This window comes from Pseudalkalibacillus decolorationis (genome assembly GCF_024609785.1).
GTDB lineage: Bacteria > Bacillota > Bacilli > Bacillales > Fictibacillaceae > Pseudalkalibacillus > Pseudalkalibacillus decolorationis.
The window spans coordinates 142,854-168,977 of sequence record NZ_JANHJQ010000012.1 but is presented as its reverse complement, the minus strand read 5'-3'; the positions used below and the strand labels follow the sequence as shown (position 1 = coordinate 168,977).

Genomic DNA, 26,124 nt, shown 5'->3' with positions numbered 1-26,124 from the left:
TCGGAATCGCTAAGATGTTTAAAGGAGCGAGCCTTTGTGCTAGAATGAGTTTGAGCCATAGTGTGACCTCCGTGAGTTAATTGTTTTCGTCGACATTAATGATACACGGTCTCACTATGGTTTTTCTATTTATATGTGTTGCACTTCATTTTACAATTAACCAAATGAAAATTTATGAAAACTTAACATAAGGAAGGTTGCTTATTTTACATACTTAACAATAAATTAATAATGCATTGTATCCTCTAAACATGAGTGACAAAAAAATTAATGATGTAAGCTATTTTGATGGTATTCTTCCACAATCTGACCTGTATATACCGAAGAAGGCACTAATCCTTCATTAAGGATTAGTGCCTTGATTAATGATATAAATCTACTTACTTAAATGAATAGTTCAGGGTGAATGGACTAAACTTTTTTAGATAAATCATTTAAATTAGCGTAATACGTTACAAGTTCAGGATATTCCTTTAACTCACTTATACCTGCTTCACTAAGGGAGTATGTTCCTCTCCGTATTCGATCAAACCACCCGTAATAATTTTTGTTCAAGATCGACAATGTCTTTTCCCCTGTCCCCATTTGACGAAGGTCTTTAGGAGATAATAACCCGAAGCGTTCAAGGCAGCACGCGATGTGGATACAATTTTCCTTGTAAGCGGTCATAATTTTCGTTTGATTACTTCCACCCACATTATAATCCCCATGCCTTCCCTTCATTTCTGTCAGAAGGTTTTCCCGCTTTTTCTTGCTGCGTTTCATGCTTTTGACTCGATCAAAGGGTGCTGGATGTATCTTTATATCCATCGAGGTGTTGTTCTTTTGAAATGACACCACTATCAGACCTAACTCCAGTCTTCTAATTAAATGAATAATATCTTTCCATTTCTTAGAACGAAGACTGTATTTCGGTTGGGGAATTGCGATATAAACAAGTTCGGATAGGCGCTGTCTTTTAGTTGCCTGAATGAGAAGGTCAACACTTAACTGAAGTTTTAACTCAATAATGATTAGTTCGTCGTCCTTCACTGCAATCATATCGCAATGGTTGACTTCGCCATAGACCTCATATCCTTCGCCCGCAAAATAATGTTGAATAGGCGTATATAAGTCGACTTCATACCGTTTTTCATTTTTGTCCTTCATTGCTTTCATGACACCTCTATGTTGGTAATTCGTTCAAATACATTGATAGACTCGATCTTCAAAGCTATGATTCAGAATAATGATTATAAACTTTCTCAGCAATTTTCAATGCGTTTGATGGCATTTGATTAATCATGATCGATATGTAAATCCGATCCTTAGGAACATGTAACATCACGGTTTCGTACCCTGGAATTCCACCTGGATGTCCATAAGCAACAGCATTATTAAACTCGAACCTGTAAAGTCCTAGGCCATAGCTTAAACCTTCATCATTTGTAGGCTGAAACTGTATCATTTCTTTTAAAGATTCCTCAGATAATAATTTATTCGAAAACAGTCCAGCCAAGAATAAGTTCAAATCCATAGGTGTGGAAATTAAAGCGCCTGCACTCCACGCCAAAGATACATTTAAGTTTTCAATTTCGGACTCAATATGTTCTGTCACCTGTAAATTATCATCAAGTTTTGAATGCCCTACAGCATATGGTACTTTGATTTCATTGTCAGTAGGAAAATACGTTTGGCTCAGTTGGAGGGGTGTGATGATTCTCTCCTTTAATACATCTTGAATCGAGTCCCCTGTTAATTCCTCAATCAATATTCCGAGAATAATATAATTCGTATTGCTATAATAATAGCCTGCCCCAGGTTGAAAATGAACAGGAGCATTTGTACCTTTTTCAACTAATTGTTCGGGGGTGAATCGATCATTGGGATGGGTTTTAAATTTGCTTATCATCGGTCTGCCATTATCCTGAACCCATAAATAATCCTCGAATCCGCTTCTATGATTCATCAATTGCCTGATTGAAATCCCCTCACCATTCGGGACCAACTCTGGCAGCAAGGATTCAATCGTCTGATCCAATGAAAGCTTCCCCTCTTCTCTTAATTGCATAAGGATGACCGCAATCATCGTTTTCGTTGTACTTCCAGCTCGAAAGCAATGTTGGGTTTGCAGCGGGTTTTTGGTTGAAGCTAGTTGTACTCCGTATACCTGTTCCCAATGGTTGAAGTTTTGATCGGTAATACAAACCGATAAACCAGGCAGTTTTTCGCTTTCTAAAGTTTCTTCCAATTTCTCATCCAATTTTCCTTTTATTTCTGATAACATGGCTAATCTCCTTTATCTGTTGTTAGCTAAATGTTATTGTAAAAACGTTGAATCGTACTCCGTCCCGGGACTGAATCTTTCTCGTAATGTGACAGCATTTTCAATCAGGTCGTTTTGAATGCTCTATCACGTTGTTAATCCGTTCCTCTTATTAATGACAATCGATAGTTTGTAATTCGTATAGTGGTTCAGTTCTGTCAAAAACTCATCCAACTCTGAATTGTCAGGGAACCGGCATTCGAGGAGGTAACAGCCATCCCCGCTGATTTTGTAGTTATTTTTTACATATGCTTGATGTTTATCGAGGAAGGATAAGTACGGATCATGCTTGGTGCTTTTCGTATAGATATTGATGAACGTGTGGACAGGATAGCCTATTTTTGCTTGATTTAGCGTAACAGTATAGTTTTCGATAACACCCTCTTCTTCCAATTTTAATACGCGATTTGCAGCTGCCTGCCCTGTCAAATGTACCTTCTCTCCTAACTGTTTCATAGAGATCCTGCTGTTTTCCAATAATTCCTTAAGAATTTCCTTATCCGTATGATCAAGCATCACTGACCAACCTCTTTCATATTTCAAGTCAATATGTACTTATTCTTGATTTGTTCTATGTACAGTTATATACATTAATATTACTCTATAAAAGTAGAACGTTAAAGAAGGAGGAATTGAACGTGAATATTAAACAAATCCGAAATGCAACCATCTCTTTAAACTATGCGGGAACGACCTTTTTAATCGATCCGTTTCTAGCTGAAAAGGGAACGTACCCACCGGTCCAAAACACTTTGAATCAAGATAAACGTATTCCGACCGTAGAGTTACCGATCGCTGTTGAAGAAATTATACAAGCAGATGCAGTTATTGTAACGCACTTACATCCCGACCATTTTGATTCTGTCGCGAAAGAGGTTTTACCAAAACACATTAAAGTGTTTGCACAGTCTGAGGAAGATGCTGAAGTAATCAGACGTGAAGGGTTTGAGAATGTCGATGCCTTGAGCGCCACGACACACTTTCAGGGCATCTGTCTGTACAAAACTAACGGCCAACACGGAACAGGTAAAATGAAAGAATTAATGGGGGCGGTTTCTGGTGTTGTGTTTCAACATCCAGATGAAAAAACACTTTATGTGGCCGGAGATACCATTTGGTGTGAGGATGTGAAAAATGCGATTGACACTCATCAGCCTAATGTCATCATTGTCAACGGAGGTGCTGCCCAGTTCCTTCAAGGCGATCCCATTACGATGACAAAGGAAGATATCAATCGTACTTACACCGAAAGCGACGATGCAACGGTTATTGTTTCCCATATGGAAGCCGTCAACCATTGCTTGTTAACAAGGAAAGAATTACGGGATTTTATTTCTGAAAAAGACCTTTCGACTTCAATATTGGTACCCGATGATGGAGAAATGGTTTCCCTATAAATACAAGCAGAAGCTCCTTTTTTCATAAAATGAAAGGAAGCTTCTGCTTTTTCGATTTATTCTACCGCTTTAACAGACAGGATTTCTCCAGTATTTGCATCTACTATACCTTCAATTTTATAAGGGGATTCGCCATAAATAGATTGAAAAGTGATATGCCACTTTTGATTCTTTAGCGTATGTTCACGATGTATCGTTTCGACCTTTGTAAAATATGTTTCCTCAGAAACTTTATCCCATTGCCCCAACCTTTTCAAATAGTACTTACCATTATCTTCTTTCGTTACATTAGATCCCATGTGATCGTACAACCACTTGTTTACCGTTTCATTTCCTCGTAAAACAGCTATAGCTTCTTTATGAGTAAATTGCCCTTCCTTTTTCCTTCCGTAACTTGCATCGAAGAAATAATATGCCCTATCCTTACAACCAATCCTTATTGGCTCCGATTTTTCATGTTCACCACAGGTGGTAATCATATAGCCGTCAATTGGCAGCTCATAGTTTTTGACCTTTGTAATTTCTTCATTGTTAACAATGAACTTTTTACTATCCAATATAGCAAAGGATGTTGGAGTTCCTTCACTTCTAAAGGAATACAAAGGATATTTATTCTTTGGTTTCATTTTGTTCTTAGTAAAGAAAGTATAAAAGTTTGCGGCATGGATGTAATGTCCAGCTCCAGCGCCCAACCACTTGGATCACTTCAGGCCTCCTGCGGCGGCAACAGCCTCCTCGTCGGTCTTCCAGTGACCTTCGTGGCTAAGCAGGGCGCTTGCGCTTTCCTCAAAATCGAATTCGTCTAGTTTTGAAAAGAAATGTGTAACCGACAGCAACTTATCATAATGTAACCTTGGATCATTAAACCGTTGACGTCGGATATTAAAGGCTTGTTCATCTGGATCATAAGTAAAACGGTATTGTATATACCCTGAACCTTCACTGGCGACTAGGTTGAAGTTCATTTGACGAATCTGACCATTTTGAGCATATTCAACCTCGAACTCTTGCATTCTCGCATCTTTATCTATACCAAAATCCCATTGTACATCCTCCCAATTGTCCCGAAAATGGAAAGAATACAGATTATCACTATTAACCGTAACCTCTCGCGGCCAATCGAATAAAGCATTTTGAATCGGAGTCAAAAATAAATGTAAAGCAAAAACGACTAGTCCGAGACAGGCTGCCATTTCTTTTATGGTTTGATTTTTTATCGGCTTGAAAAATAATAAAAATACGATAAAACCAATAGGCACTTTAAAATCATTAATCGAAAATGAAAATACCCCGAGCAGATAATATCCAATCAATTTTATAAAAAGGTTGCCTTCTTCATCGCCTTTGTACTTCTTATGTATAAAAACGAGTACAACAATTGGAACGAGAAGAAAGAACAAAAAAAGAACAGTTCTCATCTATACACCCCCACTCCCCTTATGTTACCTTATGAGCCGGAGATGCAGAACTATTCTTACTAGCTTTTTTTAGTTTTTCCTATTGAATGAGGTGATACAAATAAATAAAAGGAATTAAGTAGATTACTTAGAATATATGGTTTACAAAGTGATGGAAATGAATCAATTGGATAAAAAAGAGGGTCTTATACAAGTAAAAGTAATATTGAAATAACAAAAAATGGGCTAAGCAATCGTCTCATTATTTTATAATCCCCTTTTATAAAATATATCGTAGTTAAGAATCTAAGAAGTTAATAACAAAACTGACGAATTTATTTGTTTCTTCTAAATCAGGAAAATGAGCACTTTCATTAAATAATACCCACTGACTTTCTGATAATTCTCTATGTATTATTTTCGATATACTTAAGCCAGTATTTCGGTCAAAAATACCTGTAAGAATTAATGAACGATTCTGGATTTCGTTAAGACGATTGATTAGTGGAGGGTTGATTGGATATGTTATAAGGGCAGTCATCATATGACCTGTGTTAATTAAATTACTCTCTTCCCACAATTTTCGATTCCTTTTAGCAATATCCCGGTTTTCGAATAATAATGAATCTACTGTATCTATATCAATAAGATTCCAAAACTTATTATAAGCTTCAGCAATTGTTAAAGTCTCCATAGGAATTTGTATGAGTTTACTATAAAGTTCTTTATTAGCTACCGATAAGATTCCCGTTATTTGGACCATCTTTTGTACGTCTGATGTCATCAAACTGGGAGCAGAAAGCACAATATTATTAATTTCACCTTTAAGAGCGTAGGCGATCTCCAGAGCAAGTTCACCACCGAAAGAATATCCGAGTAAATCTACCTTTTCTGTCCCTATCCATTTCTTTAACTCTCTAAAGTCCTCAATCAAGTGATAAATTGTATATTCATCAACAGAACGAGACTTTTCGCTTCTACCACAACCACGCTGTTCATAATAAATAACCGTTCTCCTACTAGCTAGTAGTGGTCCTGTTGTTCGTTCAAACGTGTAATGATTTCCCCCTGGACCTCCATGAAGTAGTATTAAAGGAATTGTTTTGTTTTTACCACCATCAATTTTTATCCAATGATTAATTCCATTAATGTTTATCGTATATTCACCATCAATTAATCTCATTTAAGTTTACCAACCACCCTTATTACACTCTAATGTTATATGTACACCATAAGACACTATCGACTACTTGTTGAAATTCAAATTCTTTAATGAAATTCAGCAAAACATCAGTATTATTCGTTCCAAAGTATTCATCTTCATCAACATTATAAAATTGAATTATTTCGACTTTATATACCACTTTTCCAAATCTACTTTCACCGAACAGATCTCAATACAGTTTTTCATGCAGTTGATGTGCAATATCATATAATAGTTCAATTAGGGGGCAAATGTTACAATTTTGCACCCCAAAACTAAACTACTTAATTACAATTGTAAGTGGTTATTCACCTTTCGGATCAGACTTCACCCATTCAGCAATATCATTAATGACATACTCCGGAATATTGGCTGGGGTCATGTATTCTTGTGGTGTGCTCATTTCCCCTTTGCCTTCTGTGAAGAAATGGTTTAGTTTTGGGTAAAGCTTATATTCTACATTATGACGGTGAGAAAGCTCTTCTTTCCATATCGGGATTTCAACATCTGATAACACTTGGTAATCCCGTTCGCCTTGGATGATTAGTAGCGGTTCCGACTGGTCTTTTGCCATTTCTGCAGCCCGAATATCATTGATCGAATCCCAAAACATCGCTTGCCCTAGCTGAAAACCTTCAGGAGGGTTTTCTCCAGAAAAATCCGGATCATTTAACATTTCATATTGTGTTGTATAAAATTCATACACCTGCGGCAGTATTTGCCCAGTTGAAAGCAGGTAGTCAAATTGATCGAGGACAACATCTTGGATGGTTCTTGCAGGTCCTCCCATTATGATGGCACCTGTGTTTTGCCTCTTATCTTGATTGATCATTTGTGGTACCATCATCCCGCCTTGACTGTGACCAAGAACATAGATTTGCTCATCATCAATACGTTTCTCTTTTTCTAGTAAACGGGTTGCCAAAAGGGCATCGTCTGTTGTTTCTTTATCGACAGTATGGTTCGGATCAGCGGTTATTTTTACAGAATGCTCATACGTCCGTTTATTATAGCGCAAGACAGCAATCCCCTTTGAAACAAGACCATGCGTCAGATCACGGAATGGTTTAAAGGCAAAAACTGCCTCATCCTCATTACTTGCTCCAGATCCATGAACGAGAACGACAACTGGGAATGGTCCCTTCCCTCTAGGAATTGACAGCGTTCCAGGTAATGCGAAATCCCCTTTACCTATGACAACCTCTTTTTCTGTAAAAGCCTCCGGATTGCTGTATTCCGGTTCGCTAGCAAATGGGCCTGTTGATTGATTGAGTAAAAAGTCATCTACTTTCCCTGAACGTTCCATTCGAACAATAAAAGGAATGGTTGCTCTTTCGAATTGCAGTTCAATCTTCACATTGGTGTGAACTCGGTTTATTTCCTCCATTTCTACCTTTCCGAAACCGTAAAAAGCACCGAACTGAGCTTGAAATTGCTGTAAAAGTGTCGTCCAGTAGATTTCAAGCCATTGTTCCGAAATCGATTTTTTCAATGCACGGGAAGTTGATTTTAAAGCCTGTTTGTAGTTACCCGTATGTAGGTCTGTTACAAATTCATAAGCATTTTGTTCGAAACGATCTTGTTGTTTTTTTGATTTTATAACAGGACCTTTTTCGGCGTTCCGATCTTGTTGGACAAATCTAGATGGTTCGTATAGACTTTCTCTAATTAATAGATTGGGAGAATTCAAAATCCTTTCCTGTTGGTTGAAATGTAGATCCGTTGAATTTGACTGAGGCGATGGTTCATTTGCAAATGCAGTGGCCGGAAGACTTAAAGAAAGCGCTAACCCTAAAACTAGTAATCTCTTATACATTGGACGTTTCAAAAATGTTCCCTCCCTGTTTTTGATTTTATTTCGTACCCTTTGACGCTCATTAAAGAGTACGTTTTCGACAGGGAGAGGTTTCAAGAAATTAACGATTAAGATTATAAAAAAAGCACCTGTAAAAATCATAGGCACTGTTTAATGAAAGAAAAAGTCTTTGTTTATTTTAGTTTGTAAATAAGACCGTCTCCATATATTTTCTTCCAGGTGCTTTTCTACCATCCTTTAGTTCGATTGGTTCATCCTCCCATGGTATAACGATTTTTAATTTATTCGCCTTTACATGGATGGGGAAATTTCTAAACCTTTGGGATTCTCCTTGTTTTATTTCAGCGTTAACCATTTGCGGGGCCAGACCATACATAGTATTTGTTCCATCCTTGTCTCTAAAAGCACCAACATAAACAGAGTAAGCTTTTCTTCATTAACCATTATGCATTATTTTTTCAGGACATTGGGATTCTCAAATTTTAGCTTAAAAAGCGAATTGTAATTTCTTCTAGATTTTATGTTTATTATTATCAATAAAGCTAACCTAGGTATTGTGATATCGTTTTTCTGCTCGTATAAACTAGATTACTTTCTTAAAGGGTGTGGCTGATTCAACAAAGAATCTCGACGTTAAATCCACCGGGGGCTTTAACATAGAATGTCCAACCATGAGCTCTTTTCGGCGGCTCCACATCAAATCCATCATTCTTCAAGCGTTGATTGATTTCGTTCACCCGCTCTTCACTCTCTTGCAGAAAGCCGATATGAAAGGTCTTAGGGTAACTGACCTGAATCCCTTTCATTAAGGTAAGTACTAACCCGTTGTCATCGAATAAATCGCCGCGTGTGTGCTTGGTTTGAAGGTCGAAATATTTCTCTAAAAACTCCCGAGCCTCATTAACGTCCGTGACCGTTAGATTGAGATGGTTTAGTTTCATAGGTTACACTTCCTCATCCTAGTGATTATATATCATACTGTTAATCTTCTCCAAAATTGGTTTAGTTCCTTTTATTTCTAAATAATACGAGGACTTTTTTTATAGACCTCCCCAATTGTTTTATGATAATGATAGAATTCTATACTTTTCTGCCAGCCCCTTATTTATAATTTCCCAATAATAATAAGGTGCAAAGCTAACTATTTGTTTCCTAAACAAACATGGTCACCATGATTACTATAAGAAGACGTCCGTTGGTTGTATACCAAAATAGAACGATGCTCATAAATTGTTGTTTGTCTTATTCCAGTAACGGAAATTTTTAAATCATAAATTGACTGGATCGCTGTATAGCGAAATCGATTACCCCGGAAAAGATTGTCCATCAATTATCACCCATTCATTAGAAAGGTTAACAATCTTACATGTTATAATAGAAGGAAAATAGGGAGGGTTTTTACGTTGAATGAAAATATAGAAAAAATTATTGTAGATGTACTAGTGGAAAAATTATCTCCTTTTTTGATTCTATTATTTGGTTCAACCGTTAAGCGAAATACGCACAGCGAAAGTGATATTGATATTGCCTTTCTGAATGACAATACCAAATTTGATAAATATGAAGTTTTTATGATCGCTCAGGAGTTAGCGACAGAATTGAATCGTGATGTAGACCTAATTGACCTAAACCAGGCAAGTACTGTGTTTCAAGCCCAAATCCTTCATACTGGGAATATAATATATTGTACGGATGAGCAAAAGAAAGCAAATTATGAAATGAAAACCTTTAAGATGTATACTCGGTTGAACGAAGAGCGAGCAGAGATTTTAAAAAAAATAGATGAAAGTGGGTCCATTCATGAGTGATGTGGTATTGAATAAAGTTAGTATTATTGAAAGGTGTATTAAAAGAATCTCAGAGGAATATGAAAATAATCCAAATCATTTAGAGAATATCACAAAGCAAGATTCAATTGTGTTAAACCTACAAAGAGCCTGTGAGGCAAGTATTGATTTGGCAATGCATATTGTAGCAGAGAAAAAATTAGGGCTGCCTCAAACGAGTCGGGATGCTTTTTCACTATTGGAGTCAGAAGGGGTCATCACCCTCTCCCTTTCCAATAAAATGAAAGCAATGGTTGGGTTCCGAAATATTGCTGTTCATGATTACCAAGAAATCAATTTAGTGATTTTACAAAAAATACTTGATGACCATTTAGTTGATTTTAAGGAATTTACAAAAACAATACTTTCATAAACCGAAATTCACTTACAGTATTTGATATTGTTCGTTAATACACTTGGACCTATCTGATCGGTGATAGAATTAAAAGGACGGACTTGAACGGTCACATTCTTCATTTTTGCAGTAAGTTGTTATTAGGAACATGAACACAACGAATCGTTTCATTTCAACACCTACTCCTTTTCTTTTGAATCAGTTTTCCCGTTTCAAGCTTGATTGATTAGAAAACAACTTCTGTTATTTAGATTTGATTCTTTTCGATGCATTATAAAAAAGGAGCTGACCGAATGATTCTTCATAGGCAGCTCCTTCTCACTCAACGTTTTCTAATTTTCATCTGTTGATTCGTTGTTGTAGTCGATCGTCAATCCCTCAATATGCCTTTTGTCCATGAGCCGCTTTTTCTTCCGATTTTCTACAGTTTCAAAGAGGATATCGTAATCGTAACCTTCTGTATATAATTCATCTGCGGTTAATTCAAGTCGTACTCTTTTATAATTGATGTTGATGAAGTCACCTTTCATGAATACGATTATTTCCCCTTTTTCATTTTCTCCTTCATAAACGATTGCTTTCTTATCCATTGAAGGAATGAAGACACTATCACCTTTTTTATATTTCGATTCCGTTGTCCTCTTTCTTTGGACCATTTTTTCTTTTCCGGAGAAAATCTGTAAATCTTGCTCAGGTTTACTTTCATATCTGACTTCTTCTCCATAAGTTCTCATGTGGGCTTTTTCAAGAATCCTTGGATGAAGACCTAATTTTCGAGCGATATGAAATGCTTGGCTATGTCCAGGTTTCCCTATGGTTAACTCGTAAACAGGCATCAATGTTTCAAGGTCGAACTCCATATGGGCATTTTCAAAATCCGGATGTTCAGTGGCGAATGTTTTAATATCGTTATAATGGGTCGTCGCAATTGTTCTCGCACCCATCTCGTTCAACTGTTCAAGTATGGCAGTCGCAAGCCCCATTCCTTCAGCCGGATCCGTTCCTGCGCCTAGCTCATCCAACAATACGAGTGTTTGTTGATTGGACTGTTTCAATATTTCAATCACATTCTTCATTCTTGATGAGAATGTACTTAATGATTGTTGAATGCTTTGACCATCTCCAATGTCAGTTAGAATTTTCGTAAAAACCCCAATCTCACTCGTTGTAGAGGCGGGTACATGTAAACCTGACAATGCCATTACTGTCAAAAGCCCAGCCGTTTTCAGCGTTACTGTTTTCCCGCCTGTATTCGGTCCCGTGATGACAAGTGTTCGAAAGGCAGTTCCAAGTTCTATATTCAGCGGTTTTGCCTCACTCTTTAGTAACGGATGTCGAGCATCGTTCAGTTTTAACAAAGGTGAATCTACAATGTTCACGGGGTTACCTGATATTGATTCACTGTATTTAGCCTTTGCGAAGACGAAGTCATAATGGGCCATCGTCTCGATGTTGATTCTCAATTCTTGTTCACATGCTTCAACATGCCCTGTTAGAATGGACAGAATGTGTTGTTCTTCAAGATACTCATCTGATCGCAGCTCTGCTAATTTTTGTTGGTCTTTTTGCACCACTTTAGGTTCCATATAAATGGTAGATCCACTGGCAGAAGTATCGATGACCTGCCCTCCGATTTGCTTTCTGTATTCTTTTTTGACTGGAATAACGTATCGACCGTCACGTTGGCTGACAATCGGTTCTTGCAAATACTTACTCTTTGATGACGAGCGGACAATTTGGTAAACACTTTCTTTAATTCGGCTTTCAATGGTGGAAACTTGTTTACGAATTTTAGATAAGGTCTTGCTTGCATGATCCTGAATTTGTCCATTACGAATGGATTCCCGGAGTGTTGTACCTAATTCCTCCAGATCAAAAATGGAGTCGGCATAGCTACTGACAGTTGGTCCTAATGAAGCGTTCTTCTTCATAAACCGTTTGATTCGGCCTCCCCCCTCAATTAAATCCAGAACTGCCTCTAGTTGATTCGGGGTAAGCACAATCCCCTTATTGAATTGCTCCAATAACGATTCCGTTCCGCTTAATCCGTGTATTGGTACACTGGTTCTTTTGATAATCGATTTCGCTTCAGACGTTTCCTGTATCCGTTGTTCCACCGCACGTTTTTGTGAATAAGGGTAAAGCTGTTCAATTAATGACTTTGCCAGATTGGATAAAGCATAGTGACTTAATTGTTCTTTTATCATATTAAATTCCAACATCGTTCCCGTTGTACGATTCAATTTAAATTCCTCCTAATTTGTTCATCTAGTTTTTTGAACATAAAAAACCACAGGTGAACACATCGTCACCTGCGGCATGGCAGTAGTAGGCGAAAGAGATACAAATAATTCGTCTCCTCAATCCGATCGATAATAAGTATCGAAACGAATATGAAAAGAGGAATCATGTATACGTGTGTGTTCTTAACATGCAACCAGAGAATGGTCAAAAGGGCATACTTATCCCGTTGGTTGGAAAGACATTTTTTCGAACTCATGTCTTTCCCCATTTCTCTGTATCAAATTTGCGTTAGTTAAGAACACCCAGTAACATAAATGCATCTTCCTTTACTTATAAAGGATATTCAAAAAGTATCCATATGATAAACGGCGAATTTCTTCGTTACTCGGTTTTTCCGGTCCTCATGTATTAATAAATACACTCCGGTCCTCAAAACTGTCGTGCCTTGAACTTCTTGTTTCTGATTTGTCTACTTTTTGAACTCATTTTTATAGATAATTTAAATATACTCGATGGATGATCGTTTATCAAGTCATACATTGACCCCTAGTGTTCCGTTTTCTGATTTTTTTGCAACTTTAATCAGAAATTGATAATATAATTTATTACTAAACTCAGCAACAACGGATTATCCCTTAAACACATTTTGTTCAGGTATCGAATATGCTTCAGCGGTTTTTCTAATGTACGTATCAAGATGGTCTGCAGGATTAATAACTGGATTTCCGTGACACACTTCGAGCCGCTTTGGTTTTACTTGGCGAACAATTTCGCTACTCTTTACTGCTTCACCCATATTCGATGTAAACATAGGTATAGGTCTATGAAGTTTCCCGTTTTTCGAGGTGAACAGATCACCTGCTAACAATACTTGATCTTTTGTATGATAATAAACGACATGACCAGGTGAATGACCAGGAGTAAGATATGGAGTCAATCCACCAATAGGTAGTAAGCTATCATTTGCGTCCACATTCAATGGCTGTGCAACATTTTTTTCAATCGATTGAGCAGGCTTTTTCCTACCGGGATACGCGAGTTCCCCTTCCATATACGGAAATTCGATCGAATGAGCAAATACCGGTACAGAGTTTTCCTTTAAAATGGTGTTGATTGCCCCCACGTGATCTGAGTGACCGTGAGTTAATACAATTCTTTTCAAAGGACCGGCTTGTAGGTTTTCTATAAAATTCAAAATGCCCTTCCCCATTAAGGAAATTCCTGCATCAACCAACGTTACTCCATCTTCCTCAACTACAACCCAAACATGAATCGGAATAACCATCCAAGTCCTCAAACTCCAAATATGCTCTGAAATCTGTTTTGTTTTCATTTCCCTTCACTCCCTATCTGAATTTTTTCTTTAAAACCAAATAAGAGTACCTCAATTGCATCATCAAAGGTGGATCCGAGTCTCTTCATTATAGTTTGAACCGATTCTTCCGAATTGTGATACGTTCCAACAATTCCATGAATGGTAAAAAAGTAAATGCGGCTATACCCCAGCAGCCTGTCATCACTTGATTGAATTGGCAAACATTCTTGAAGCACTCGGGAAAGCAAATTGAACAACTCGATCCGGAGTTTGTTGAGGTCAAGTTCTGGATTCGTCTCATCCACTCTGCTTGCTTTCGCATTGAAAAAAACTTTATACATCGTACGATTCAGCAGGCAGAATCGAATAAATTCATGACTTACGCTTTTTAACTTCTTCTCAGGTGAAAGGGATTTTTCATGAATTGTATTTTCCATTTCTTCTTTTAATTCCAATAAAGGTGGCATGGAAAGCTGATGGAGTAATGCTTCCTTGTTTGTAAAATAAATATAAATGGTTGTATGGGAACACTTAGCTTCCTTCGCAATTTCGCGCATTGAAACAATATCATATCCTTGTTCTGAAAATAGTTTTCCAGCAGCTAAAAGAATAGATTTTTTTGTTTCCTCTGCTCGTATTTCCCGTTTTTTTACCATCTTTTTATAACCTCTTTATTGGTTAGTTAATTTCCATAACCACTGGTTACTAACCATTGGTTATATAATAACTGGCGGTTCGTATCTTTGTCAAGAATTTTTTACAATTTTTGATCCTATTGTTAAGTTCCTGCTCTAAAAACAAAAAAACCGCGACGATTAGCCGGGCTTTATTCCTCTTTTTTATAAAGTGTTATTGATCTTTCGTTTCCACTTACCCCTACCTAATAATACTTGTTAATTTTCACCTACTTCACCTCTTCATTTAGAACACATTCAGTTGCAGGAACATCAACAAATGCTTGTATACTGGGCTGGCGCAACATACAACCTTCTGTCCATTCTGCAAAATGAATCTTAACTGTAATGGTTGGTGTCACCCAATTCGCATTATTATGACGTTCAACTTTGTTGACAAACGTTCTTTTCTTAACTTTGAGCGGCAGTAATCGGTCTGTTAGTCCCCGCCAATCACCGGCTGTAAGCTTCCCCGTCCCTGTGTGCCCAATGTATGTAAAGGCTCCATTTTTATCGTATAATCCAAGCAAAATAGCATTGACGACTCCACCCTTTAGCGTAAACCCTCCGATCACCGCAATTAAATCACGTGTATTCTTTATTTTAAGCCATACCTCTTTTTTTCCACCGATGTAGTAACGACTATTCACATTCTTCATAACGATGCCTTCCATTCCATTCTTTTTAATGGCTTCGAACAAGACTTCACCGTCATCTTGGGAAGTAACAAGCTGCACATCTTTATTTGGAACAATAATTTCGGATAACAAATCGATTCGATCTTGAAAAGGTTGATTGGTGATCCATTCACCGTTGTAATAGACCACATCGTAAATCATGTATGTAATTGGAACCTGCTTTTGTACAGAAGCTACCCGATCGAGGTTTCGAATTCCGTCTCTTCTCATTACCCAGTGAAAGTTAGGTTTGCCATCATCTCCTAAGGCAATAATTTCGCCGTCTAATATGACTGATTTTGCAGAACAAAAGGATCCAACGTCCGTAAGCTCAGGATAATGCAACGTTCTCTCCCGCTTTTTCCGATTAAATAGACGAGTTTCATTACCGTCATAATAGGTTAATACATGAACCCCGTCCCATTTAACTTGGGCAATCCAATCATTTGTTGTCGGAATAGCAGAAGAAATTTTTGGTTCCATGGGTATAATTGGTTCCATCGTTTTTCACCTCTGGAATAGTTTGGTCAATCCTGCTCCACAATATGAAAAGCTACTTTTATAAAACAGAGGTAATTCAAATGAATGTCAATGGAACAGATATCTCCATTACGAATCCTGAAAAACTGTTATGGATTGACTCTCGTGTTACAAAGCTTGATTATGTGCACTATCTGCTAAAGGTGTCCGATTATTTATTGCCTTATACAAAAGACAGAATGTTAATGTACTGGTTATATCCCAGGGGTTTAAACCATTCAAAGGTTGAAAAGAGGTCGTTACCGACAGGGGCGCCTGACTGGATTTCGAGCACCTTTTATAAAGGAAAAGAACGAATTTTACTGAATGATCAAGCGACTTTAATTTGGTTGGCGAATTTACAAGCGTTGGAACTACACGTGCCATTTGATCAATACACGCACCAGGATTTCCCGACCGAACTCGTTTTTGATTTAGATCCTTCAACCGATGAGTTTGATCTCGTTCTAGAAACTGCACTTGAATTAAAAGCTGTTTTAGATGGAATGGGTTTACAAAGTATTCCTAAGACATCTGGAAAAACCGGATTACAGGTTTATGTCCCTATACAACCGAATTTTTCATTTGAAGAAACGAGGATGATTAATCAATTTGTCGCCGAGTATATGCTTGAAAAGCTTCCCGATAAAATCACTCTGGACCGAGTGAAAAAAAGGAGAGGCAAGAAATTATATTTTGATTATCTTCAATTGTGGAAGGGAAGAACAATGGCTGCCCCTTACTCAGTTCGAGCTACGAAAGAGGCGTCTGTTTCTACACCTGTCACATGGCAGGAGGTTGAAGAAGGGTTTAAACCAAGTGATTTCACAATGGAGGTCATCCTGAAGCGAATTAAAGAAAAAGGAGATTTATTTAGAGTGGTTAGAACAGAGAAGGAACAAAACAATCAACGCTTAAATGATGTTTTAGCATTTCTGAAAGCTCGTGAAAAATCTACCTAGTGCAACCAATTTTAATCGCAGGAATAGTTCATGATCATGAAAGTTATTCTAAGACTAAGGAGATGATGACATGCCAAAAGATGATTATCAGAATTATCGTGAAACAACCCCGCATTTTGACGATAAACGAGAAAGCATTATAAATGACCCAACTGCAACACAAGGTCAGCAAATGGGTATTAAAGTAGACTCGACAAAGGAATTTAAACAAGATAAGAATCCTTTTCACCTTTCACAATCAAAGCCAAATGACGACATGAAGGAGTTTGAAAAGCGAATGCGAGGCAACAAAGTCGAATAAAACCCGAGATGCGATGCCTTATTTACACAGAAAAAATGATTACGTTTAAAGGTTGGCCAAAAAAAGAAGAAAGGGATGAGCGATTTGAATTCGATACCGATCTTAGATGCACTGGGTCGCTGGACAAATCAAGAGCTTACCATATCGAAACAAGAACTCGGCAATAACGATGAAACCATATTAACCTTGGAAGATGCAGTCATTAAAGAACAGCAGCCGGATAGAGATGACTACCTTGCCCCGACCATTTTACAACTGCGGGGAGATGGAATCATTGTAGAAAATGAAAAAAGCGCCGCACTTCCTTATGGAACGTATGATATTTCATTAGAGGAAGTAGCGGATGTTCAAATTACGGATGACCTCATTTCATTCCATACTTCGAAAGGACAATACCGTATTTCCTCAAATAATAATTGAGGTACGGGTCAGTATTGCTTAAGTATCCAAATTGGATTCTCATGATTTCTTGTTGTTTGACGTCTGTTTTTTCCATTGTCTTTAAGTATAAATACATTGATGCGATGTCTAGCTTCAGCGCCCAGGTGTTCGAGGTCGCTTCGATTCTTCCACAAACACATAAAGCGTGTTATGTTGCAGAATCTCCAGCGCTTGTCACACCTGAACAGGGCGCTTCCGCTTTTCTTACTTCAATTTTAATGTTGTCAAAAGGGGCAAATGATCAGATGCCTCTTTTTCATGGATAAGGACTTTTGAGTTTATTACTTCAAATTCTTTGTTTGTAAAAATATAATCTAATTTCATTCGTGGTCGATTAGATGGATATGTGTACCCACAATCCCCTTTTGTTTGATGTTCAACCCATGTATCCTTCAATTGCTTGGTGATTAAACGCCAACTGCTTGAATAGGGTTTCATGTTCCAATCCCCCATAATGATAGATGGAGTCTTTTGTTTGTTTACTTGCTTTAGAATAAATTCGGTTTGTTTTCCATGTAGAAATGGTGCCAAACTTAAATGAGTGACATATACTGCTACTTCTTGTTTATCGATTTCTAACGTCACTTCTAGTAAAGACCGATCCTCAATAATACTGGGCAAAAAGTCAAATGGGTGGTTCTCTGAGTCCAAAATCGGAAATCGAGTCAGAATGGTACTTCCATATTGACGGATGTCATCTTTCCGCTTTCCCTCCATCGTAATGGCCGGTCCAAATACGTAATCCATCTTTAGTTTATTTGCAATCCATTCTGCTTGATCCATATATTCACTTCTTTTGGAAAATTGCTTATCCACCTCGTTCAGGCCAATGATATCTGCATTTGACTCGTCAATGATTTGACTAATTCGTTTTAAATCCAGCTTTTTATCCATTCCTTTTCCATGATGAATATTAAAGGTTAATATTTTCAAATCCAAAGACAATCACCCACTTCGACTTATTAAATCCACTTATTTTGGAAGACTAAATACTATGAAGACAAAACGCTTACATACATAAAACAAAAAGGATGGACTGAATGGAAACCTCATCAGAGAAAGAGTTTCACCCAAAGCCCGTAATTATGATTATTGTTGATACGTTAATGGATGTAACTTTGCAAAAGGCTCTTGAAAATAATCAAGCACCTGTCTTTCAATTTCTAAAGGAAAATGGACAATACTTTCCCACTATTGTGAGTCCATTTCCGACCATGTCTGTAACTGTAGATACGACCTTACTAACCGGAACCCATCCGGATCAGCATCGACTTCCCGGATTAGTATGGTTCAACAAAAAAGAAAATCGGCTTATCAACTATGGAACTTCCTTTAAGGAACTTCGAAAGCTTGGGATTCATCAATCATTAGAAGATCTATTTTTCAATTTAAATAACAAACATATTAGTCAAGATGTAACAACCATTCATGAGGAACTGGAGAATAATGACCAAACATCAGCATCAATCAACGCTCTCGTTTTCAAAGGAAATACGGACCACTATTATTCGTTTCCAAAACTAATGAAGTGGATGGCACAATTAGATGAAAACCGCGCAGCAAGAGCTTCATCTGAATTTTCTTATGGGAGATTTTCTAAATTCATACCTTCTACTCAAAATAAACACTTCTGGAAAAGGTTTGGCTTTAATAATAAAGCTTCTGTACAGGAATTGAATCACCTTATCAAAAAAGACAAGCTTCCTCCTTTTACAATTGTATACTTGCCTGATTTGGATAAATGGATTCATAAACATGGACGTATGTATGCAAAAGGGATTGAAAAAGTAGATCAACAATTACAAAACGTATTCGATTCTTTTGACTCGTGGGAAGAAGCCGTAGAAAAGTATACGTGGATCATCTTAGGTGATAATGGGCAAGCTTGGATTGATTCGGACAAGCAGCGAGCATTAGTGGATTTAAGGGGCATTTTCGACGACTTTAAAATCATGAAGTTGAAGAATGGAGTAACGTCGGATGATCAGATTGTGCTTGGAGTTAATGAGCGTATGGCGTTTATATATTCGTTAGACCCAAATAACGTACCTGTCGAAAATCTTGTTCCGCTTTTAGAAAAAGACGACCGAGTTGATGTGATTGCATGGAAAAATAAAGATCATATCGAAGTGAGGTCAGGCGTTCAAAAAGGAGAGTTAAGATTCCATCCAGACGGAGATTATACCGATGATTATGAACAAACATGGTTCATTAAAGGGGATACAGACTTATTAGATTTGACCTTAACCGAACGAACCATTGAGTATGGAGAATACCCAGATGCACTAGCCCGTCTCCATAGTTGTTTAAACTCTCATGATGGTGATTATCTTATTGCAAGTGCCAAACCAGGGTATGAATTTATCGGAGAAGGCTCACCAACCCATGTTGGAGGGGCTAGCCATGGGGGATTACATGAACAAGACTCACTCATTCCGATGATCGTCACCGGCACCGATTCTAGTCCATCACATTTACGAATGGTTGACCTAAAAGAATGGATTTTATCTTTACTTTAAACATTCAAATTTCAACAAGTATATCTAAGTAATTTACAACAAATATTATAAGTGTTACAAACCAAAGGAGGTGGCTACAACAATGGACGCACAACGGGCACAAGAAATTGCTTCTTCATCAACTATGGCGAATGTAACCTATAATGGGGAAGGTATTTACATTGAACACGTGGATCAACAAAATGGAACAGCTACAGTCCATTCCCTTAACAACCCCAATGGTAAACAAAGTGTTTCTGTAACCAGCTTACAAGAGCAGTAATTCGACAATACTTTATTAAACCTCCACCTTCGCGGGTGGTTGTTTTATGTCAACGAACTGAAAAAACATACATTAACTCACCTAAAGGAGCTCCTTTATCGCTGTTCCAGAAGAGATGAATCCGATATACGTATTCGCCTTTGTCCGGGGGATTTAGGGTTATCCACTCAGAATCAACTTGGATATGGTCACCTGTCGTTTCATTTATAAGATTTATTGTAGATGGTTTTGGTTCCATACCTTCAAATGAAATAGAGATTGGATTATCATTATCTAACTTAACTGATTCTTTCGGTTGAATTGAATAAGGATCTTTTTTATCAACTGCACAATTATTCCAACAAATTGTCTCTGCAACATGGGGAACTTCGATATCTGATTGCTTTTGAACATTAAACGAAGTAACACTCGGCATAGGAGCTTCTTTCCCTTGTAGTTCATTTGAACAAGCACCCAAAAAGAATAAAAGCATGCCCCAAATAATAACTAATATATTTTTCATCTTTTCTCCTCACTAAATCTTTTCCTGCGTAACGATATTGTTCAACAAGAACAATTTGGTTTTCCTTTGTTATCACAACTGCATTTACCCAATCGGAATATTCATTTACATAGTAATCATCTATCACTGTGTGTATGAAACAAACATATGGTTTGTTAGTATTTTACAATATGTACCCGGCTTTTTACTACTACTTTTTTTGTTCATGAAGTTTTATTTCTATTGGGTATAGGAATAGATCGAAATTATCCAATTGCACAGAATTTAATAAGTTTTGCGCTGCAATATCAGGTTCTGCCCCTGTTAAGATCACGACAAAAAATTACTTTAAAATATAACTATAATTACCTTATAAAGTAATTTATACTATAATAGATAGTAATTACATTAGGGGAGTGGATATATCGTATGGAAGTGAAAAATAAGAAGTTTGTTCGTATTGACATTGTTACGTATGAGGATGAATTTTCTAAACTATTAAATCAATTTGAGAACGCATCTACTTATGAAGAACAATGTGATTGGTTCAAAAAATTGAATGATCACCGATTTGTCTTTGAAACTGCCTACAATTATGTAAGACTCCAACACTTTCGAGAAATGAATAACGAGTTCTATCTAAAGGAGTTTGCTGCTTTTAACAAAATGGAGTCTCGTTATTTAAAGTTGGTAGGAACATATTATCATTCTATTCTCAGAGCAAAATTTAGAAGTCAACTCGAAGACCGTTGGGGTAAGCAGTTGTTTCGTCTTGCGGAATTAAAACAAAATACATACTCCAGTGAAATTATCGTTGATATCCAAAAAGAAAACCAACTCATATGGGAGTACGAAACGTTACTCGGAAATGCCACAATTACATTCTCTAATGAAAAGATGAAATTATCAGAATTAGCGCCTTACCTTAACTCTTCAGATCGAATCACACGAAAAATAGCCCATGAAGCGAAAAATCAGTTTTTTATCGAAAAAGAATCACAATTTGACAGAATCCTTGATGAACTCGTTACAACAAGAAATACCATTGCAAAAATGTTAGGACACTCCTCCTTTATAGACTTGGGTTACCAAAGAATGAACCGAACCGGACATAGACCGATGGACCTGACAAAATACCGAAATCAAGTAAAAAAATATGGGGTGCCGTTTGTATCTCAGCTTCGGAACAATCAACAACATAGAATAGGTGTTGAAAAATTAAAATACTATGATGAAGGTTATCTATTCGCGGATGGATTACCATCTCCTAAAGGCTCCATTCAAGACATTCTTATCAATTTTAGAAGAATGTTTGCTGAACTATCACCTGAGACAAAAGCTTTTTATGATGAAATGGTTTCGACGGATTTGATGGACCTACACACCCGACCCAATAAAATGGGAGGAAACTATGCTACATATATAGGAGACAATAAATCTCCGTACCTGTTCGCCAACTTTCACGGAATAGCCAATGATATACGAGTTTTCACACATGAAGCCGGTCATGCCTTTCAATTCTATATGTCGAGGCATTGGAACATCCCTGAATATATCCTCCCTTACGATTCAGCTGAATTGTTCTCATTTACGATGGAGCGTTTTGTATGGCCTTGGATGGAGCTTTTCTTTGGGGAAGAGACCAAAAGATATCAGTATTCTCACTTGACGACAGCCTTCATGTATATGCCTTTGGCTAGTGCTGTGGATGAATTCGAGCATTACCTGTATGATCAACCAACTGCAACCATTGAGGACCGGAAATCCAAGTGGAGGAAATTGGAGATCGAATACCTTCCCGAACGTGATTATGATGGAAATGATTTTTTAGAAAAGGGGACAGGTTTTTACGAAATCAACCAATTGTTCACAACACCGTTTTATTTCATGGACTATGACTTGGCACATTTTTGTGCTGTTCAGCTATGGATAAAACATCAGAAAAATCCAAAACAAGCATGGAAAAGTTATTTGGATATGTGTCGAAACGGAGGAAAGCTTCCGTTTCATGAATTGATTGAGAAAGCCAATTTAAATTTACCGTTTGAAGAAAGTAGTTTACAGCCCCTCTTAAGGTATGTACAGGAATGGATGGATCAAGTGGAGGATTGTATTATTTAAAGGTTATTCGATTTGTAAATTCAAAAAAAAGATAACACTCCCTATCATTTAATCATAGTTAAAAAACTGTAATACGTGAGAACTGGAGAGACCAAATAACGTAGAAATTCGACAACTATCTTAACCGGACTTTTTGAACAACCTCTAAAATAAAAAGTAACTAGAAAAAGTGTCACATACACGACATGAAAGGAAATATGTTTTACAATCGACTTAGCGTAAAAAAATCATCCTGTTTGATATTGAGACTCCGAGATTTAAATTGTATTTTCTGAGTTCGATCGTATTTGCCGAGTTACGATCGTATTTTTCGAGTTGCGCCCGTATTTGCCGAGTTACAATCGTAATTTTTGAGTTGCGCCCGTATTTGCCGAGTTGCGATCGTATTTTTAGAGTTGTATTATTAAAATTCATTAAATACTAACAATATTGAGGGGGCATCTAGAAGGTCAGTGGAAATTGGCTTTCTAGACAGCCCCATCTTCTATCGACGAAGCAGCGCGTCTAGTATGTCCACTCCTGTGAGCTGTATTTTCGCTTTACATCACTCATTACAAATCCGCTTTCAGGCAGTGTCGGCATTTTTACGAGACTATAGCTTAAATCTTGTTTTGGAACTTTAAACTCAATCTTGTTGACAAGGAAATCCAAACTCACTTTCATGACTTCGACTGTAATACCTTCACCTGGACACCGATGTCCCTTGGCAGGATCTCCCCCACCCTGTGGAATGAAATCAAACAGGCTACCTTCCCATTCCTTAAACCTCTCCGGACGAAATTCATTCGGACTCCCCCATAGTCGGGAATCATGATTCGTTCCGTACATATCAAGCAATACGAGCATCCCCTCTTTAAATTTGCATTGCTTCCAAATAAAATCCTTACGTACCCTGGCACCTACAAATGGACCAAATGGATAATAACGCCGAACCTCTTGGGCGAACATTTCAGAATAATTACGATCACCTGACTGAAGCTTCTCTTTACACTCTGGGTGCTCATGCAATGCTAAAGCGGCAAAGGTGATGAACGTTGAAATCGCAACAACTGGTCGTAAAATATTGATCAGCTCTACTGCTACCATTTGGGTATCCAATTGACTTCCATCCAACTCTTTGTGAAAAGCCATGCTGTAAAGTGCAGATCCTTCCTCCGCTTGCAGTTTACCGGCTCGGGTATCTTCGATGACTCCCCGGATCCATTCTTCGACTCTTGTTCTTGCTCTTCTTCCCTTCCAGTATCGTGGTCCTACTGCCCCAAAAGCATCAACCATTTCACTGAAGTCGTCAGCACGCTCTTTGATTTCGGATTCCTTCAACGGTACTCCAGCCCATTGGCAAACAACCCGGCATAACACCACTTTTGCTTCTTCAAACAGTACAACTTTTTTAGAAGTTTCCCATTTGCTAATAGAGGCTTTCCACTGCTCCATTGTCAACTCGGCTAGTCGCTTTTCATGCTCCGGCGTCATTAGCGACATAAAGAGAAGCTTTCGGTGAATATGTGCATCACCATCCATCGTCTGGACTCCACCAACGCCAAACAATGTTTTTTGCACCCGCTTTGGTGCGGCACCCTTACGCTTAAATCTCTCCGAATCGTAGAAAATCTTCGCCGCTTCTTCCCCGCTCATACAAATGACCTTCTGCCCCATTAATCGCGCTTCGAATAAATCCGACTGATATTTATCCGTTCTGTTCTTAATGAATAGATACCCTTCCCGCATCAAGGCTAGGCTGTTATCAAGGCTTTTATCATGAGGGACTTGTTCGTTCATCGACATAAAAGTATCTTCTCCTTTTATTCATAACTAGGCAGTTTCACAAAATAAAGCCTGCCCTTAATAAAGCTTCTTTCACGTTTTATAAACCTTTAAACATTGCCGGGTAAAACAATTAACGAAATCCTTTCTCTTTCAGTATTGAAATCTCCCTTGGTTTTTAAACATACTTAAAATAGTACAACCAGATTGGCTGTACTATGTGGTAACCACTTATTTTCCTTTTTATTTAGAAGAACAAATTCAAACAATCAAGAATGAGTATTAGGCTCTACCGTATTTTTTAGTTCCATCATTTTCTCATCAAGCATTTGAAATACATTTCTTACGTCTTCTTTTTGTATTGTCTCATATTGATCGCCGATGCTTATTTCAAAACAGCATACGTTGTCCTTTATTTCTTTAATATTACCGGTTAAACCGATACCTAGTGCCTGATACATTCCTATTAAAATCGATTCAAGCTTTTCTTTCGCTACATCAACATGTACGTGAAACATATTGGAAACTGGCTCCAAAGGCTTTGTTGAGACAGCATCACATTGATTGAATAATCCGGCTAGTTCCACAGCTTTCTCATGATACTTTTGCATTTTATGTACTCTCTGATCGAAATAATAATCAGCACTTATTATATACGGGTAAAGGCTGATAAGATCACCACCGTGGCGTCTTTTCCACAGTTTAGATTCCTTAACAAAGTCTTCATCTCCTGCAAGGATGGCTCCGGCAAGACCTCCAATCCCTTTGTAAAAAGATACATATACACTATCAAAAAGACTGCAAACTTCAGCAGCTGACTTTTTATAATACGGTAAAATTTCAAAAAGCCTAGCACCGTCTAGATGTAACTTGATCCCTTTCTCACGGCAATATTCCGAGATCGATTCAAGCGTTTCGTACTCCGGTAATTGCCCTCCGATTTCACGTTGCGGCAATTCAAGTAATAAACAGGCAATCTCCTCTTTCATGTTCCTAACATCTTCGTATTGAATCACCGTGTTTTTATCTGCTAATAAAACAGGCTCTATATGATGTAATTCTTTCAAACCATCTTCTTCATGAATCTCTAAATGACATAATGGATGGTAGGCGACTTTTTGTAGTCCTTTTTTATCACACCATATTCTTAAGGCGATTTGCTGGGCCATTGTTCCACTAGGGAAAAATACAGTTGCTTCTTTCCCCAAGTACGCTGCTATTTTATCTTGAAAGTCTTCTATAATTTTACCAGTTCCATATAGATCACTTTCTTGCTGCCCATCAACTTCGTTCAATACCTCTTTCAGTACTTGAATGTCTCTTTTTCCATGGCCAGCTACTTGATAAGTCGTTTGCTTATATGCTTCTAAAAGTTCATTCTTTCCATTCATTGAATTGTGCCCCTTCCAATAACCCTTTCAGAGTACTTCTACTACAAAGCTATTTTCACCTTCTCAACTCTTAAGAAAAGCGGAAGCGCATTGACCAGTNCATTGAATTGTGCCCCTTCCAATAACCCTTTCAGAGTACTTCTACTACAAAGC

At 37.6% G+C, this 26,124-nt stretch carries 28 protein-coding genes; 9 read left to right on the top strand and 19 right to left on the bottom strand.

Features of this window, described 5'->3' with window-relative positions:
* Positions 1 to 411: 411 nt before the first annotated feature.
* The 3 genes from NON16_RS13530 to NON16_RS13520 form a co-directional block, all read right to left on the bottom strand.
* Positions 412 to 1,149 (bottom strand): DUF2161 domain-containing phosphodiesterase, encoded by a 738-nt coding sequence (locus NON16_RS13530; RefSeq protein WP_257349729.1) that lies wholly within the window; start codon positions 1,147 to 1,149, stop codon positions 412 to 414.
* Positions 1,150 to 1,213: 64 nt separating this feature from the next.
* On the bottom strand, positions 1,214 to 2,266 hold the full coding sequence (locus NON16_RS13525; RefSeq protein ID WP_257349728.1) for a serine hydrolase domain-containing protein: 1,053 nt from the start codon (positions 2,264 to 2,266) through the stop codon (positions 1,214 to 1,216).
* 126 nt (positions 2,267 to 2,392) lie between these two features.
* Positions 2,393 to 2,821, bottom strand: coding sequence for an Lrp/AsnC family transcriptional regulator (locus NON16_RS13520; protein WP_257349750.1), 429 nt, complete (start codon positions 2,819 to 2,821; stop codon positions 2,393 to 2,395).
* A gap of 122 nt (positions 2,822 to 2,943) precedes the next feature.
* Here NON16_RS13520 and NON16_RS13515 point away from each other — a divergent pair, with 122 nt between their 5' ends.
* On the top strand, positions 2,944 to 3,702 hold the full coding sequence (locus tag NON16_RS13515) for an MBL fold metallo-hydrolase (RefSeq protein WP_257349727.1): 759 nt from the start codon (positions 2,944 to 2,946) through the stop codon (positions 3,700 to 3,702).
* 56 nt (positions 3,703 to 3,758) lie between these two features.
* On the opposite strand, the gene NON16_RS13510 is transcribed toward NON16_RS13515, so the two are convergent.
* The 7 genes from NON16_RS13510 to NON16_RS13480 form a co-directional block, all read right to left on the bottom strand.
* Positions 3,759 to 4,394 (bottom strand): hypothetical protein, encoded by a 636-nt coding sequence (locus NON16_RS13510; protein WP_257349726.1) that lies wholly within the window; start codon positions 4,392 to 4,394, stop codon positions 3,759 to 3,761.
* Positions 4,395 to 4,403: 9 nt separating this feature from the next.
* Entirely contained in the window at positions 4,404 to 5,120 is a 717-nt protein-coding gene (locus tag NON16_RS13505; RefSeq protein ID WP_257349725.1) for a hypothetical protein, read from the bottom strand.
* Positions 5,121 to 5,397: 277 nt separating this feature from the next.
* Positions 5,398 to 6,282 (bottom strand): alpha/beta fold hydrolase, encoded by an 885-nt coding sequence (locus NON16_RS13500; RefSeq protein WP_257349724.1) that lies wholly within the window; start codon positions 6,280 to 6,282, stop codon positions 5,398 to 5,400.
* 325 nt (positions 6,283 to 6,607) lie between these two features.
* Positions 6,608 to 8,119, bottom strand: a complete 1,512-nt coding sequence (locus NON16_RS13495) for an alpha/beta hydrolase (RefSeq protein ID WP_372508808.1) — start codon at positions 8,117 to 8,119, stop codon at positions 6,608 to 6,610.
* A gap of 178 nt (positions 8,120 to 8,297) precedes the next feature.
* The gene (locus tag NON16_RS13490) at positions 8,298 to 8,495 is read right to left on the bottom strand and encodes a hypothetical protein (RefSeq protein WP_257349721.1); all 198 of its coding nucleotides are present in this window, start codon (positions 8,493 to 8,495) and stop codon (positions 8,298 to 8,300) included.
* A 238-nt stretch (positions 8,496 to 8,733) separates the two neighbouring features.
* Positions 8,734 to 9,060, bottom strand: a complete 327-nt coding sequence (locus NON16_RS13485; RefSeq protein ID WP_257349720.1) for a VOC family protein — start codon at positions 9,058 to 9,060, stop codon at positions 8,734 to 8,736.
* Between the two features lie 200 nt (positions 9,061 to 9,260).
* A complete protein-coding gene (locus tag NON16_RS13480) occupies positions 9,261 to 9,446 on the bottom strand; it encodes a hypothetical protein (RefSeq protein WP_257349719.1) in 186 nt (61 codons plus the stop codon).
* 76 nt (positions 9,447 to 9,522) lie between these two features.
* Here NON16_RS13480 and mntA point away from each other — a divergent pair, with 76 nt between their 5' ends.
* A complete protein-coding gene (gene mntA, locus NON16_RS13475; protein WP_257349718.1) occupies positions 9,523 to 9,927 on the top strand; it encodes a type VII toxin-antitoxin system MntA family adenylyltransferase antitoxin in 405 nt (134 codons plus the stop codon).
* Entirely contained in the window at positions 9,920 to 10,318 is a 399-nt protein-coding gene (gene hepT, locus NON16_RS13470; protein WP_257349717.1) for a type VII toxin-antitoxin system HepT family RNase toxin, read from the top strand. The genes mntA and hepT overlap by 8 nt, the downstream gene beginning before the upstream one ends.
* Positions 10,319 to 10,326: 8 nt before the next feature.
* Here the strand turns inward: hepT and NON16_RS25895 are convergent, their stop codons facing one another.
* From NON16_RS25895 to NON16_RS13450, 5 genes are all read right to left on the bottom strand, one after another.
* Positions 10,327 to 10,422 carry a YoqH family protein gene (locus NON16_RS25895; RefSeq protein WP_486660016.1) on the bottom strand — a complete coding sequence of 32 codons (96 nt, stop codon included), beginning with the start codon at positions 10,420 to 10,422 and terminating at the stop codon, positions 10,327 to 10,329.
* Between the two features lie 210 nt (positions 10,423 to 10,632).
* The gene (locus NON16_RS13465; RefSeq protein WP_257349716.1) at positions 10,633 to 12,543 is read right to left on the bottom strand and encodes an endonuclease MutS2; all 1,911 of its coding nucleotides are present in this window, start codon (positions 12,541 to 12,543) and stop codon (positions 10,633 to 10,635) included.
* Between the two features lie 629 nt (positions 12,544 to 13,172).
* On the bottom strand, positions 13,173 to 13,877 hold the full coding sequence (locus NON16_RS13460) for an MBL fold metallo-hydrolase (RefSeq protein ID WP_257349715.1): 705 nt from the start codon (positions 13,875 to 13,877) through the stop codon (positions 13,173 to 13,175).
* Positions 13,874 to 14,515, bottom strand: a complete 642-nt coding sequence (locus NON16_RS13455) for a TetR/AcrR family transcriptional regulator (protein WP_257349713.1) — start codon at positions 14,513 to 14,515, stop codon at positions 13,874 to 13,876. The genes NON16_RS13460 and NON16_RS13455 overlap by 4 nt, the downstream gene beginning before the upstream one ends.
* Positions 14,516 to 14,763: 248 nt before the next feature.
* Positions 14,764 to 15,711, bottom strand: coding sequence for an ATP-dependent DNA ligase (locus NON16_RS13450; RefSeq protein ID WP_257349711.1), 948 nt, complete (start codon positions 15,709 to 15,711; stop codon positions 14,764 to 14,766).
* An 80-nt stretch (positions 15,712 to 15,791) separates the two neighbouring features.
* On the opposite strand from NON16_RS13450, the gene ligD reads away from it, so the two are divergent.
* From ligD to ymzB, 3 genes are all read left to right on the top strand, one after another.
* Positions 15,792 to 16,691, top strand: a complete 900-nt coding sequence (ligD, locus tag NON16_RS13445; protein WP_257349710.1) for a non-homologous end-joining DNA ligase — start codon at positions 15,792 to 15,794, stop codon at positions 16,689 to 16,691.
* A 70-nt stretch (positions 16,692 to 16,761) separates the two neighbouring features.
* A complete protein-coding gene (locus tag NON16_RS13440; RefSeq protein WP_257349708.1) occupies positions 16,762 to 16,992 on the top strand; it encodes a hypothetical protein in 231 nt (76 codons plus the stop codon).
* A gap of 75 nt (positions 16,993 to 17,067) precedes the next feature.
* Complete coding sequence (gene ymzB, locus NON16_RS13435) at positions 17,068 to 17,412, top strand: protein YmzB (RefSeq protein ID WP_257349706.1); 345 nt, start codon at positions 17,068 to 17,070, stop codon at positions 17,410 to 17,412.
* 225 nt (positions 17,413 to 17,637) lie between these two features.
* Here ymzB and NON16_RS13430 read toward each other — a convergent pair whose 3' ends face one another.
* Positions 17,638 to 18,372: an endonuclease/exonuclease/phosphatase family protein gene (locus NON16_RS13430; RefSeq protein WP_257349705.1), complete on the bottom strand. Its 735-nt coding sequence runs from the start codon at positions 18,370 to 18,372 to the stop codon at positions 17,638 to 17,640.
* 101 nt (positions 18,373 to 18,473) lie between these two features.
* Between NON16_RS13430 and NON16_RS13425 the strand changes: the two genes are divergently transcribed.
* A complete protein-coding gene (locus tag NON16_RS13425) occupies positions 18,474 to 19,952 on the top strand; it encodes an alkaline phosphatase family protein (protein ID WP_257349704.1) in 1,479 nt (492 codons plus the stop codon).
* An 82-nt stretch (positions 19,953 to 20,034) separates the two neighbouring features.
* A complete protein-coding gene (locus tag NON16_RS13420) occupies positions 20,035 to 20,214 on the top strand; it encodes a small acid-soluble spore protein H (RefSeq protein ID WP_257349702.1) in 180 nt (59 codons plus the stop codon).
* Positions 20,215 to 20,263: 49 nt separating this feature from the next.
* On the opposite strand, the gene NON16_RS13415 is transcribed toward NON16_RS13420, so the two are convergent.
* Positions 20,264 to 20,716, bottom strand: coding sequence for a hypothetical protein (locus NON16_RS13415; RefSeq protein WP_257349700.1), 453 nt, complete (start codon positions 20,714 to 20,716; stop codon positions 20,264 to 20,266).
* A gap of 408 nt (positions 20,717 to 21,124) precedes the next feature.
* Here NON16_RS13415 and NON16_RS13410 point away from each other — a divergent pair, with 408 nt between their 5' ends.
* Positions 21,125 to 22,816, top strand: coding sequence for a M3 family oligoendopeptidase (locus NON16_RS13410; protein WP_257349698.1), 1,692 nt, complete (start codon positions 21,125 to 21,127; stop codon positions 22,814 to 22,816).
* 504 nt (positions 22,817 to 23,320) lie between these two features.
* Here NON16_RS13410 and cypC read toward each other — a convergent pair.
* Positions 23,321 to 24,595, bottom strand: coding sequence for a CYP152 family fatty-acid peroxygenase CypC (gene cypC / locus NON16_RS13405; protein WP_257349748.1), 1,275 nt, complete (start codon positions 24,593 to 24,595; stop codon positions 23,321 to 23,323).
* Positions 24,596 to 24,849: 254 nt separating this feature from the next.
* On the bottom strand, positions 24,850 to 25,971 hold the full coding sequence (locus NON16_RS13400) for a threonine aldolase family protein (protein ID WP_257349697.1): 1,122 nt from the start codon (positions 25,969 to 25,971) through the stop codon (positions 24,850 to 24,852).
* Positions 25,972 to 26,124: the final 153 nt, after the last annotated feature.